Raw genomic sequence first — 12,880 nt, forward strand, 5'->3', positions numbered from 1 at the left:
TATTAAAATTAAAATACGAAAAAAGGTATAGTGTCGGTACTAATTGAAATACAATAGGGTAGACGATCATTCGGGGGCCTTTAAAATGATAAAAAAAATTGGAATTATCATAGTAGTAATTTTTATGTTTACTATAATAGAAGCGGTCTTAACAACTAACAAAGAAGAGAAACCAAAAGAGTTTATAAGTGAAGAAGAAGCAGCTAACGAAGGACAGGCAGTTGTTTCTCTTGTTTTTGAGCTAGCTGAAAAAGGACAGGTTATAAATGTACCCTTTATAGTTGGCGAAACAGATACAGAACAATTGTACGAGCTATGGGGAGTACCTGATGAGAGCAGCAATCTTTCGAATGATATTTATGACACCTATCTATCTCGAAACGCAACTGTTGGACATCATTCAGGAACTGTTTTTGATATCCGAACTAACTCAACATATATACAAGAGGTTCAATTGGAAGACATCCATTCGGTTGCAGGAGAGCCAGATATTATACGTAGCTATCAGGATGAAGGGAAAGAAGAAACTATTTTAGTTTATGAAATTCTCCCGAATATACAATTAAAATGGATTCTGCCAAAGCCTACGGAAAATGATCCGAATCCTAACGTTCATCATATTTCAGTTTATACGGACTTAAAGGAGGTAGACTCGCCGGTGACAACCTCTCCAGTGGATAGTATGTCCTTAGAAGAAAAAGTGGGTCAAATGATTTTTGGAGGAATTGAGGGAGTAGAATTATCGGAGAAAAGTAGGGAAATGATTCGTGAGGATAAGGTTGGAGGAATCATTTTCTTTAAAGATAACCTGGTAAATGCAAATCAGATAGTGACATTACTTAATTCCATTAAGGCTGAGAATATGCAGCAGCAATATCCGCTGTTTTTAGGGATAGACCAAGAGGGAGGAAGAGTGACAAGGATTCCAGAGCTCAGCAATCTTCCCACCAATAAACAAATTGGTAAAAAGGACAATCCAGCATTAGCATTTCAATTGGGAGAATTATTAGGCAAGCAGCTGAATGCGTTTGGATTTAATTTGGATTTTGCACCTGTGCTTGATGTTGACAGTAATCCTAATAATCCTGTTATTGGAGATCGTTCTTTTGGAAGTGACCCTAAATTGGTGAGTGAGCTTGGTATTTCTACTATGAAGGGCTTGCAAAGTGAAAATGTTATTTCAGTTATTAAGCATTTTCCTGGTCACGGGGATACAGAAGTAGATTCTCATATTGAACTTCCAATAGTAAGTAAGAATATGAAAGAGCTTCAGGCTTTAGAATTCATTCCCTTTCAAAATGCTTTAAAAAGTGGAGCAGATGTGGTCATGATTGGTCATATATTATTACCAGAAATAGATGCTAATAAGCCATCATCCATTTCAAATGTGGTCATTACGAAAATACTACGAGAGCAGCTGAAATATGAAGGTGTCGTCATGACGGATGATATGACGATGAAGGCCATTTTGGATAATTATGAAATAGGAGAGGCAGCAGTTGAAGCTGTCAAGGCTGGTAATGATATTGTATTAATCGCACATGACTATGAAAAAGTGCACAGAGCAATTCAAGCTATTTTAGAGGCCGTACGAAATGAAGAAATAAAGGTAGAACAAATTGATAGGAGCGTGGAACGTATTCTTCAGTTAAAGGAGAAATATCAACTAAGCAACGATCAACTTTCTTCTATTAATGTAAATGAACTAAATAATTTAGCTGAAGAACTAACAAATAATATTTTAAAATAGCAAAAGCTTCCTATTTAAAAGGAAGTAAAAAGGTATGGGGAAAAATTCCCCATACCTTTTGTTGTCTTCATGGTTATTTTATAGACCATTATTTTTTAGGTTAACCGAAAGAGATCCATTTGTTTGTAATTGTGCAAAGTATACCTCATCGACTGACTGAACCCCGTGCTTGCGCAACTTCTTCATTACCCATTCTTCGTCTAGTTTCAATTCTTTTAGATTTTTCCGTACAATTTTACCGTCTGATATAATTTCGGTTGGAATATAAGTGGGCATGGAAACGTCTGCCTTCACATCTTGTTTTGTTGCATTTTGTTCTGCAGGTTTTTTAAAAACACTTAGCTCTCCATTTGTTTCTAATACTGCATACTGGACATCGTCTATAGAAAAGATGGATTGTTCTCTTAATAACATCATTACATCATCCATGTTCATGCGAGAAGATTTTAAGGATTTTAAAGATATTCTTCCATCTTTAATGATAATTGTTGGCTCATCATCTAAAAGCAGACGCAACTTAGGAGAAAGCTGTGAAAGATATGTCATAAGGATTGTAAGTAATGCCCACCATATTAGTGATATAATTCCGTCCACAAAGGGAGTTTCTTTTTGTGAAGCAATTTCCGAAGCGATAGATCCTATAGTTATTCCTGTAATGTAATGAAAGAAAGTTAATTGGCTTATCTGCTTCTTTCCCATTATGCGTGCTAAAAAAAGCAAAACTGCAAATGAGATGGTAGTTCTCCAAATCATTTCCCAAAAACTTATATCAGCCATTGTGATCAATACTCCTTTAAATATACTTCTATGTATTGTGACCCACTAGCATCTAACTATTCTCTTTTAGGAAAATTTTATAAATTCAATGATTTTGCGATATAATAACTAAATTGGGTTATTTTCATAATTGCACTTACTATTAAACATGAATATTTATAACTTTTTGATTGTATAAGCTGCGACGATACCAGCTTAATGAGAGATGACCGATTAGAGTGGAAATCATTTTTGTTCATGTTTTTCATATAGATAGAAATTATAAAATTGATCCAAAAACTATTTTTATAGGGAGATGTGGTAAATTGTCGCAAACAGAAACTCTGAATAGACAGGGGAATCCTGTCTATCCTATTATGGTGGCTATGGGAATATGTCATCTTTTTAATGACACTTTACAATCTATTGTTCCAGCTATGTTTCCAATATTTAGAGGTGAACTTGGATTAACCTTTACTCAGTTAGGATTTATAACATTTTCCCTTAATATAGTTGCTTCTATACTACAGCCAGTGGTTGGCTTTATAAGTGATAAAAAGCCAATGCCATATGCTCTTCCTCTAGGAATGGTAAGTTCTTTTATCGGTGTGGCAGGATTAGCTTTTGCACCAGATTACTGGATAATACTCGTAGCTGTTATATTTTTAGGCTTGGGATCAGCAGTATTCCATCCAGAGGGTTCTAGGGTTTCTTATATGGCAGCGGGGAATAAAAGAGGACTATCTCAATCGATTTATCAGGTTGGAGGGAATTCTGGACAAGCTTTAGCCCCTCTTATTAGTGGATTTATACTACTTCCGCTTGGACAAAGAGGAGCCGCGTTATTTTTAATCGTTGCGGCGATAGGTATTTTTATATTGAGTAAAATTTCTAGATGGTATAAGGAACAACTAAGAGAAGCGGATTTAGGTGCTAAGAAAAAAGCATTTATATCTTCTTTGCCTGTATTGACTAAGAAACAAGTAGGGATTGCACTAGGGCTTTTAATGATAATTATTTTTGTGCGCTCTTTTTATGTTACGAATATTACTAGCTTTTATATTTTTCATTTGACGGAAAACTATAACTTCGTAACAGATAAAGGCCAACTAATTATTTTCTTGTTTTTAGCTATGGGGGCAGTGGGGACGTTTTTTGGAGGTCCGATGGCTGATAGGATTGGAAGAAAAAAAGTGATTGTCATTTCAACCATTGTACCAATACCATTGTGTCTTGTATTACCTTATGTGCCTGTTTGGGCTATTTTAATACTACTAACTGCTATTGGATTTTCAATCATGCTCAGTTTTTCCGTGACAGTTGTTTACGCACAAGAGCTAGTTCCAAACAAAATTGGAACAATGGCTGGTCTTACGGTTGGATTGGCGTTTGGAATGGGAGCTATAGGAGCAGTAGTTATTGGTATTCTTATGGATTACATAGGAGTGTATTCAACTATGGTGGTTGTGTCGCTTCTTCCTATATTAGGATTAGTAGCTTTTGCTCTACCAAAGGATGGGAAGGTTGCGGCATAAGAAAAGCGCAAGCGCCTGTGTCAGTTAAATGGAGAAAAGTGAGGGGACAGTTCCTTAGTCATTCCAAACGCTCTTGTTTGTAACTAGCTTACGCAGGAGCAGCGCCGAGCTTTCATATTTACAAAAAAAGAGCAATCCATATAGGATTGCTCTTATATATTATCTTGCTTTTAGTCTACAATCAGCTGGAACTTGAGATGGATCAGTTACTAGATTGTCTTGGATATGAACTTGCTGCATTTTGTTATTATGCATAAATTTGAATATCCCATTATCAAAATCTGTACCAATTTCTTTAAAGAAAATTCCTTCCTGACACATATTCTTTGCACAGGTAAAGGATACTTTATAAGTATCTCCATCATTCACCAAATAGGCTCTTACACCTTTTTCAAATATTCCTTCTTCTTCTTCTTTTATCGCACGTTCCACCGAGACCACATGGAAATCTACAAATGGGATTTCCTTTAATAGTACATTCATAAAGGAGCCTTTCGTAATTTCTTCCCATCTGCTCTGAGCTGTTTGTCCGATTATAATCTGGGTGATATTAAATTGATGTGCTACTTCCTTAATCACTTTAGGAGAAGGACGCTTTTCATTATCACGGATGATAAATTCTTCCACGTCTAGTTCATCTGCTAAAGTTCTCCACTGCTCTACGTATCCTGATTTTTCCGCATCGAAAGCATCGTACGGAAGTGGATCTACAGTTAAGATATAGAGTGGACAGTCCATAATACTTGCCATCTTGTGTCCTCTTCTAATGAGTCGTTCACCATTTGGTCCATAGTATACGCAGACAAGTATACTTTCGTCCATTCTACCTTTTACGCGTTTCACGGTTGTCTACACCTCATTTATTATAGTCTCATCTATTCTAGTAACATGTATAAAATATTGCAAATTATAAGCTATTGTAAGCACCAGAAGTGCAGAGATACATCATTTAGTGTATAATTTACTTAGGAAAATCATGAAAATACTATTAGTTATTTTTAAGGAGTTCTAAAGATTTACCATATGCTCTAAATGTTTTAAAAAAATTGTCTTTGATTCACTATTAAAATTTGCATAGAGGATTGTTTTGCTCCTAACCTCTTATGCATTGGACATACCCTCTATAAATAGGACTATTAACTGTCCTTGTCTATACGTTTTGTAGCCACTCATTTCGTTATAAATCACACCAAACAAGTTAGCTTAAATTCAGCAATGGTAAACACCCCTGTTTCAACTAATGCTCTTATTGGAACCCCATATGGAATCCTATTATGCAACTAGTTACCCTTATAGTCAAGTCTCTCTTTCAAATGAAATAAATCTTTCTATATAGAAAATACCCTCAATATATGGAAATAGGAGGTTACAATTTGTTTTCTGTTAACTTTGCTATTATTTTACCTTTTATAGTAGCCGCAATTATACCGATTTTTTATAGGAATTTTAAAAAAATACATATTGGTTGGTTTGTGTTGCTAGTACCGACCATCTTGTTTGCAATGCTTGCAAGCTATATTCCCTCAATTGCAAGTGGAAAAACATACTCTCACACATATAGCTGGATCCCCTCATTAGATATAAACTTCACTACTTATTTAGATGGTCTAAGTATAATATTAGGTTTACTTATTACTGGTGTAGGTAGTTTAGTTATACTATATTCTATTTTTTATCTTTCCACTAAGGAATCTTTACATCATTTTTATTGTTACCTCTTGTTATTTATGGGAGCCATGCTAGGTGTAGTGTTTTCTGATAACCTGATGGTTTTATATGTGTTTTGGGAACTAACGAGTGTTTCCTCTTTCTTATTAATAGCCTTCTGGAGCCATCGTAATGCTTCTAGACGTGGGGCTCAAAAGGCTATGCTTATTACTGTCAGCGGTGGTATAGCAATGCTAGTAGGATTTATCATGCTACATACAATGACTGGCACCTTCAGTATTCGAGAAATCATTCCGATGGTATTGGAAATTACGAATCATCATTTATTCATACCTGCCATGATTTTAATCCTGTTGGGTGCATTCACTAAATCTGCACAGTTTCCATTCCACATATGGTTACCAGATGCGATGGAAGCGCCGACACCAGTTAGTGCTTACTTACATTCAGCAACTATGGTTAAAGCAGGAATATATTTGGTGGCGCGTTTTACACCAATATTTGGAGTAGACCAAATATGGTTTTGGACAGTTAGTATTGTTGGGATGATCACCATGTTCTGGGGGTCCTTCAATGCAGTTAAGCAAACAGATTTAAAGGCATTACTTGCTTTCTCCACAGTTAGTCAGCTTGGCCTAATTATGAGTTTACTAGGTCTTGGTTCAGTTGCATTACAATATGGTTACTCTGAGGATTCGGTTATTTATACTCAGGCCACCTTTGCAGCGCTATTCCATATGATTAATCATTCCACATTTAAGGGTGCTCTGTTTATGGTTGTTGGTATCCTTGACCACGAGCTTGGAACACGGGATATTCGAAGATTAGGCGGGTTAATGACTTTAATGCCGATTACTTTTACAGTAGGTACAATCGGTAGCTTATCAATGGCAGGATTGCCGCCATTTAATGGATTTTTAAGTAAGGAAATGTTTTTTACGGCTACCGTTTATATAATGGAGGCAGATGTCTTCTCCTTGCAAAATTGGGGTATTATTTTCCCGGTCATCGCATGGATAGGGAGTGTGCTAACGTTTGTATATTGTATGATTTTCATCTTTAAAACCTTTCTGGGTGATGCACAGCCGGAAAAACTGGATAAACCGATTCATGAAGCACCGATTGGTATGCTTATATCGCCAATCATATTAAGCGTTTTTGTTGTAGGTATATTTTTCTTTCCAAATATATTAGGGAATTATATATTGAAGCCAGCAATGGCTAGTATCTATCCAACTTTTGGTGATCCGGAGAAACTAACACCTTCTATTTACGCATGGCATGGTTTTAATACGGAGCTACAGATGACAATTGGAGTAATAGTTGTCGGTTTTCTTCTTTTTAAGATTTTAAAATATTGGAGACCAATTTATAGCATATTACCACAGAAATATTCCTTTAATGCTTTATATACCAACTTTTTAAATTTTTCAGAGAAGCAGTCTACAGTTACAACGAAAAGTTATATGACAGGTTATTTAAGAGACTATCTTCTATATATTTATATATTCTTTATTGTGACAGTTGGTGGCTATTTAATAATTTCGGGTGCATTTTCAGTTGATACAACTCCAAGTGCTAAGTTTAGTGCATATGAGATTATTTTGGTGATTATTATGGTAATTGCTAGCTTGGCCATGCTACGTGCTAAATCGAGAATTACTGCAACTTTACTCAATGGAGTTTTAGGTTATACCGTAGCTATTTTCTTTGTAATATTCAGAGCTCCTGATCTCGCATTGACACAATTGGTAGTTGAGTCAGTAACCACTGCACTTTTCCTATTGGCGTTCTCTCATTTACCAGATTGGAAAAAAGAAAAAGTATCCTTGAAAACCAAGAACATGAATGCCATTATATCAATCGGGGTAGGGCTAGTAGTAGTTTTAGTTGGTTTGTCTGTGTTAAATTATGACCAGTTTGAAAGGATTTCTTACCTATTTGAAGATGCTTATAATTTAGCTGGAGGAACTAATATTGTTAATGCTATATTAGGGGATTTCCGTGGCTTTGATACTATGTTAGAAGTAGTCGTTCTCTTTATAGCTGGCTTAGGTGTATATACCATGATTAAGCTTAGAGCAAAAAAGGAGGATACCGATAGTGAAAATTAATGATGTTATTCTTCGAAATGTTGCTAAAATAGGTGTGTTTATTATTTTAACCTTTGGGGTTTATTTATTTCTTTCAGGTCATAACACGCCGGGAGGAGGCTTCATCGGAGGCTTAGTATTAGCCTCAGCATTTGTTCTGCTGTACTTATCGAATGGCATAGAAAAGGTTCATAATAGTCTTCCCTTAGACTTTAAGTTAGTAGCTGCTGTGGGAGTGCTATTAGCAACAGCAACCGGTTTTGGTTCATTGATATTTGGGGTGCCATTTATGTCACAATCATTTGCCTATTTTGATTTGCCTATTTTCGGTAAAACAGAGCTTACAACCGTCACAATCTTTGAAGCAGGAGTGGCTTTAACGGTAGTTGGGGTGCTAGTTACAATAATTTTAAGCATAAGTGAGGATGATAGCTAATGGAAACAATTATGGTTATATTGATCGGTATTTTAGTTGCCGTTGCTACTTATCTAATCCTTTCACGTAATATTATTCGAGTAATTTTAGGGACTGCGGTGTTATCACATGCAGCTCATTTACTCATATTGACTATGGGAGATTTAAAAAGAGGGAATGTGCCTTTGTTAAAGGAAGCAGATGGTCCTTATACAGATGCGTTGCCACAAGCCTTGATATTAACTGCTATTGTAATAAGCTTTGCAGTAACAGCTTTCATACTTGTTCTTGCATACCGAGCGTATCAGGATATTGGCACAGATGACCTGGATGCATTGAGAGGAACAAATGATGAATAATATAATTGTCTTGCCTTTAATAATTCCTATAATGATAGGAGTATTATTAGTATTCTTTAATCGATATATTAAGCTGCAACGTATCATTACTTTATTGACGGTGTTATCAATCACCGGGATTAGTGTATTTATCTTAAATAAGATTCAATTAGAAGGAATTCTTCGATTGGATTTTGGTGGGTGGAAGCCTCCGTTTGGAATTCTATTTGTTGCTGATTCGTTTTCAGTGCTACTAGTGCTTACTGCAAGCATTGTAACTGCACTTTGTGTTATGTATGCTTTCTCTTCCATTGGAGAAAGACACGAGAAGATGTACTTTTATCCGTTTGTGTTGTTCCTATTAGCTGGAGTAAACGGATCGTTTTTAACTGGTGATATGTTTAACCTATTTGTGTGTTTCGAAGTTACGCTTCTGGCATCTTATGTGCTAATAACATTGGGTGGTACAAAACGCCAGCTAAGAGAATCTATTAAATATGTGGTGATTAATGTAATTGCTTCATGGTTCTTCCTACTAGCGCTTGCCTATTTATATGGTTCTCTTGGAACGCTCAATATGGCACACCTTTCAGAAAGAGTAGCTGAAGCAGGGCAAGATCCCTTGCTAACAACTATAGGTATACTATTTTTAGTCGTATTTAGTATAAAAGCAGGGCTTCTACTATTCTTTTGGTTGCCAGGTTCATATAGTGCGCCTCCTATGGCAATCGCTGCCTTATTTGGAGCTCTTTTAACAAAGGTAGGTATCTATGCATTGTTCCGTACCTTTACGATCATTTTTTATCACGATACGCTAATAACTCACACGATTATTGGTGTTATGGCTGGTATTACACTCGTCGTTGGCTGTATGGGAGCAATCGCTTATAAGGATTTACGATTAATAGCCTCCTATAATGTAGTGATTGCAGTAGGATTTATGCTTGTAGGTTTAGCGATAGGAACTCCTGTAGCCATTGAGGGATCAATTTATTATATAGTGCACGACATGATTGCTAAAGCAATGCTATTTTTATTGGTGGGTACGATGATTTCTTTAACAGGAAAAACAAAGATTAATGAAATTAGTGGTTTAATAAAAAACTATCCTTTACTTGGTTGGCTGTTCTTTGTTGTTACTTGTTCTTTAGCTGGAATTCCACCACTTAGTGGTTTCGTAGGGAAAATTTTAGTAGGACAAGGGGCGATAGAGTCAGGATCATATATTTTATTGGCTTTGGCATTCCTCTCCAGTATAGTAGTTCTGTATTCTTTACTTCGTATATTCTTAAACTCTATTTTCGGTGAAACAATCATCAGCTTAGAGGATGAAACTCCTATGAAGTTTGGTATGATTTTTCCAATTTTCCTACTAGGTATTGGAACGCTTGCACTAGGACTTGGAGCAGAGGTAATTTCCGGATATGTTACTGATGCAGCAAATACGCTGTCTAATCCTGCCATATATATTGATGCGATATTAGGCGGAGAAGAGTAATGGGAGAGGTGATTAACAATGCCAGCACAATTTCTACTTAATTTATTTATAGCGTTTTTGTGGACTCTGCTCATGGACACTGAGGAGTTACAATTACAAACTTTTGTAAGTGGGTTCTTCGTAGGAATCGGGATTGTGTTCCTTATGCATAGATTTTTTGGAACACAATTTTATTTAAAGCGTCTATTTGCAATTATTAAATTGATATTTATCTTTATCAGAGAATTGGCTACATCTAGTATAGTTATTAGTAAACAAATATTAAGTCCTAAGCTAAAGATTAAGCCAGGGATATTTACTTATAGAACGAAGTTGTCTAGTGAATGGGAAATTACGACGCTTGCGTTATTGCTTACTTTAACTCCTGGTTCTGTCGTAATGGAAGTAAATCCAGAGGGAGATACCTTTTATATTCATGCGATGGATATGGAAACTTCAAAAGCTGATGTTTTGCGTTCCTTAACTAAGTTCGAAAAAGCAATTATGGAGGTGACTCGCTAATGGTAGAAAAAATATTAGTACTTTCACTTTCTTTGTTTGCAATCTCCATAGGAATCGCACTTTTTCGAATTATAAAGGGTCCTTCAATGCCAGATAGAGCAGTAGCATTAGATATGATAGGAGTTAACCTAATATCTATAATAGCCATAGTGTCTATTGTACTTAAGACAAAGGCATTTCTGGAGGCAATTCTTATTTTAGGAATTTTAGCTTTTATCAGTACAATTGCTATTGCCCGATATATTGAAAGGGGGGTTATCATTGAGCGTAAGTCAGATAATTGAGCTAATCGCTGCTGTAATTGTCCTTTTAGGAAGCATAATGAGTGTTATTAGCGCTATTGGGATTGTTAGACTTCCCGATGTTTATACCCGCTCACATGCTGCAACTAAAAGCTCTACGGTTGCAGTATTACTAACCCTTTCAGGTGCGTTTATCTATTTCTGGGTACATGATGGCTTCGTAAGTGTACGTTTGATATTAGGAATACTATTTGTTTTCTTAACTGCTCCTGTTGCGGGTCACCTTTTAACAAGAGCTGCTTATCGGTCAAATGTAGAATTAGCAGATAATTCTTCCGACAATTCTTTAACGGAAATCCTATTTGAAGAAGAAGATGAAAACGCGAAAAATAGCTAGCTAATAGATTTTTTATTAGCTAGCTATTTTTTTATGTTTTAAATTAAATAAATGTTCTATTAATTTTATATAATATATTGCATTCTGTATAAATTCATAGTATTATCATGATTGTTATTAGCAATTAAGTGATGATGAATAATCATTTAGCACATGTATTTAATACAACTAGAACAAAATAAAAAGTAATGATTATTTTTTATATCACAGGGGGCAAGTACAATGGACAATAAATTATCTTTTTCAAGTTATTTGGTTATTGGAGTAATGTTATTTGCTTTGTTTTTTGGAGCAGGTAACTTAATTTTTCCAGCCAGTCTGGGTCAAAACGCAGGGACAAGCTTATGGTTTGCTATAATAGGCTTTTTAATAACTGGTATCGGTCTTCCATTCTTAGGAACTTTAGCAATGGGCTTCTCAGGAAGTAAAAATTTACAGGAACTATCTAGTAGAGTACATCCGACTTTTGCTGTGATTTTTACTTCCTTGCTATATTTAACAATTGGACCTTTCTTCGCTTTACCGAGAACCGGAGCTGTTTCATATGAAATTGGGATTATGCCTTTTGTAAATTCAGAATATACACAAATCGGTTTATTGATATTTACAGTCGTTTTCTTTGGTCTTACTTTATGGCTTTCCTTGAACCCATCCAAGATTGTAGATAATGTAGGGAAATACCTTTCACCAGGGATTTTAATAGGGCTCTTAATCTTATTGGTGTTTGTAATCTTTAAACCTATGGGTGAATTTAGTACGCCACAGGGCAGTTACATTGATAATGCTTTTATGACAGGATTCACAGAAGGATACAATACAATGGACGCGTTAGCTTCATTAGTATTCGGTATTATTGTGATAAATGCAGTTCGCTCTATGGGTGTAACTTCTAAGAAGGGCATCTTAGCGGCCACTGCCAAGTCTGGTGCTATAGCTATTTTCTTTTTAGGAATAATATACGCTGGTATTGGTTACTTAGGAGCTACTTCTGTTGATTTGTTCGGAATAATGGAAAATGGTGGACCAGTTTTAAGCGCTGCTTCGGAGCATTACTTTGGATCCTTTGGAGCTATTCTATTAGCAATTGTAATTATTCTAGCGTGTCTAACAACAAGCATTGGGTTAACTACTGCTTGTGCAGAGTACTTTCATACGTTAATTCCTTCCATTAGCTATAAAGCATTTGTAATCATTTTTAGTGTATTTACATGTGTGATTGCTAATTTTGGTTTATCGAATATTATCACTTACTCAGTACCTGTTCTAATGCTTTTATATCCATTGGCTATTGTTTTGATATTGCTAGCTTTCTTGTCGCCGTTGTTTTATCATGCACGATTTGTGTACGTAGCGGTAATGATTTGTACATTCCTAATAAGCATAATTGACGGCTTAAAAGCACTATGTGATTCATTAGAAATCGAATACTTTGGTTGGTTAGAATCCATCCTAGATTTCTATGACAATGTATTACCATTTTACGATGTAGGTCTTGGTTGGATAGTTCCTTTCGTGATTATTACTCTTATAACAGGTGTTATAGCTCGAATAAATGGGAAAAGACCAGTACCATTAAATAGTTAATATTAAAAAGCCTATCGACTAATTTTGTCGATAGGCTTTTGTAGTTAAGTGTGAAATCTTATAGGAAGTAGCATTCTCTATAACGTGCACCCTTATTTACTAT

Annotated in this window: 12 protein-coding genes; 10 read left to right on the forward strand and 2 right to left on the reverse strand. The window is 35.6% G+C overall.

Features of this window, described 5'->3' with window-relative positions:
* The first annotated feature begins 85 nt into the window (after positions 1 to 85).
* Positions 86 to 1,750 (forward strand): beta-N-acetylhexosaminidase, encoded by a 1,665-nt coding sequence (gene nagZ, locus D0S48_RS14630; protein ID WP_151112365.1) that lies wholly within the window; start codon positions 86 to 88, stop codon positions 1,748 to 1,750.
* Positions 1,751 to 1,828: 78 nt separating this feature from the next.
* On the opposite strand, the gene D0S48_RS14635 is transcribed toward nagZ, so the two are convergent.
* Positions 1,829 to 2,527 carry a YetF domain-containing protein gene (locus tag D0S48_RS14635; protein WP_225321628.1) on the reverse strand — a complete coding sequence of 233 codons (699 nt, stop codon included), beginning with the start codon at positions 2,525 to 2,527 and terminating at the stop codon, positions 1,829 to 1,831.
* A 356-nt stretch (positions 2,528 to 2,883) separates the two neighbouring features.
* Here D0S48_RS14635 and D0S48_RS14640 point away from each other — a divergent pair, with 356 nt between their 5' ends.
* Entirely contained in the window at positions 2,884 to 4,041 is a 1,158-nt protein-coding gene (locus tag D0S48_RS14640; RefSeq protein WP_151113833.1) for an MFS transporter, read from the forward strand.
* A 159-nt stretch (positions 4,042 to 4,200) separates the two neighbouring features.
* On the opposite strand, the gene D0S48_RS14645 is transcribed toward D0S48_RS14640, so the two are convergent.
* Positions 4,201 to 4,884: an adenine nucleotide alpha hydrolase family protein gene (locus tag D0S48_RS14645; RefSeq protein ID WP_151112367.1), complete on the reverse strand. Its 684-nt coding sequence runs from the start codon at positions 4,882 to 4,884 to the stop codon at positions 4,201 to 4,203.
* A gap of 530 nt (positions 4,885 to 5,414) precedes the next feature.
* Between D0S48_RS14645 and D0S48_RS14650 the strand changes: the two genes are divergently transcribed.
* From D0S48_RS14650 to brnQ, 8 genes are all read left to right on the forward strand, one after another.
* Positions 5,415 to 7,823, forward strand: a complete 2,409-nt coding sequence (locus D0S48_RS14650) for a Na+/H+ antiporter subunit A (protein WP_191963813.1) — start codon at positions 5,415 to 5,417, stop codon at positions 7,821 to 7,823.
* A complete protein-coding gene (locus tag D0S48_RS14655; RefSeq protein ID WP_144539404.1) occupies positions 7,813 to 8,238 on the forward strand; it encodes a Na(+)/H(+) antiporter subunit B in 426 nt (141 codons plus the stop codon). Before D0S48_RS14650 ends, D0S48_RS14655 begins: the two co-directional genes overlap by 11 nt.
* Positions 8,238 to 8,576 carry a Na(+)/H(+) antiporter subunit C gene (locus tag D0S48_RS14660; protein WP_144539406.1) on the forward strand — a complete coding sequence of 113 codons (339 nt, stop codon included), beginning with the start codon at positions 8,238 to 8,240 and terminating at the stop codon, positions 8,574 to 8,576. The genes D0S48_RS14655 and D0S48_RS14660 overlap by 1 nt, the downstream gene beginning before the upstream one ends.
* Positions 8,569 to 10,053: a Na+/H+ antiporter subunit D gene (locus tag D0S48_RS14665; RefSeq protein WP_151112371.1), complete on the forward strand. Its 1,485-nt coding sequence runs from the start codon at positions 8,569 to 8,571 to the stop codon at positions 10,051 to 10,053. The genes D0S48_RS14660 and D0S48_RS14665 overlap by 8 nt, the downstream gene beginning before the upstream one ends.
* Before the next feature lie 18 nt (positions 10,054 to 10,071).
* Positions 10,072 to 10,554, forward strand: coding sequence for a Na+/H+ antiporter subunit E (locus D0S48_RS14670; RefSeq protein WP_151112373.1), 483 nt, complete (start codon positions 10,072 to 10,074; stop codon positions 10,552 to 10,554).
* Complete coding sequence (locus D0S48_RS14675; RefSeq protein WP_144539412.1) at positions 10,554 to 10,838, forward strand: Na(+)/H(+) antiporter subunit F1; 285 nt, start codon at positions 10,554 to 10,556, stop codon at positions 10,836 to 10,838. Before D0S48_RS14670 ends, D0S48_RS14675 begins: the two co-directional genes overlap by 1 nt.
* Positions 10,816 to 11,193 (forward strand): Na+/H+ antiporter subunit G, encoded by a 378-nt coding sequence (locus D0S48_RS14680; RefSeq protein WP_144539414.1) that lies wholly within the window; start codon positions 10,816 to 10,818, stop codon positions 11,191 to 11,193. The genes D0S48_RS14675 and D0S48_RS14680 overlap by 23 nt, the downstream gene beginning before the upstream one ends.
* Positions 11,194 to 11,415: 222 nt before the next feature.
* Positions 11,416 to 12,777 carry a branched-chain amino acid transport system II carrier protein gene (brnQ, locus tag D0S48_RS14685; RefSeq protein WP_151112375.1) on the forward strand — a complete coding sequence of 454 codons (1,362 nt, stop codon included), beginning with the start codon at positions 11,416 to 11,418 and terminating at the stop codon, positions 12,775 to 12,777.
* Positions 12,778 to 12,880 lie beyond the last annotated feature (103 nt).

Origin of the sequence: Psychrobacillus sp. AK 1817 (assembly GCF_008807035.1) — a bacterium.
GTDB lineage: Bacteria > Bacillota > Bacilli > Bacillales_A > Planococcaceae > Psychrobacillus > Psychrobacillus faecigallinarum.

What these genes read in the sequence shown, in the direction of transcription:
- D0S48_RS14670 (WP_151112373.1), top strand. Translation starts at nt 10,072, where the DNA reads ATGCCAGCACAATTTCTACTTAATTTATTTATAGCGTTTTTGTGGACT.
- brnQ (WP_151112375.1), top strand. Translation starts at nt 11,416, where the DNA reads ATGGACAATAAATTATCTTTTTCAAGTTATTTGGTTATTGGAGTAATG.
- D0S48_RS14675 (WP_144539412.1), top strand. Translation starts at nt 10,554, where the DNA reads ATGGTAGAAAAAATATTAGTACTTTCACTTTCTTTGTTTGCAATCTCC.
- D0S48_RS14665 (WP_151112371.1), top strand. Translation starts at nt 8,569, where the DNA reads ATGAATAATATAATTGTCTTGCCTTTAATAATTCCTATAATGATAGGA.
- D0S48_RS14635 (WP_225321628.1), bottom strand. Translation starts at nt 2,527, where the DNA reads ATGGCTGATATAAGTTTTTGGGAAATGATTTGGAGAACTACCATCTCA.
- D0S48_RS14640 (WP_151113833.1), top strand. Translation starts at nt 2,884, where the DNA reads ATGGTGGCTATGGGAATATGTCATCTTTTTAATGACACTTTACAATCT.
- nagZ (WP_151112365.1), top strand. Translation starts at nt 86, where the DNA reads ATGATAAAAAAAATTGGAATTATCATAGTAGTAATTTTTATGTTTACT.
- D0S48_RS14660 (WP_144539406.1), top strand. Translation starts at nt 8,238, where the DNA reads ATGGAAACAATTATGGTTATATTGATCGGTATTTTAGTTGCCGTTGCT.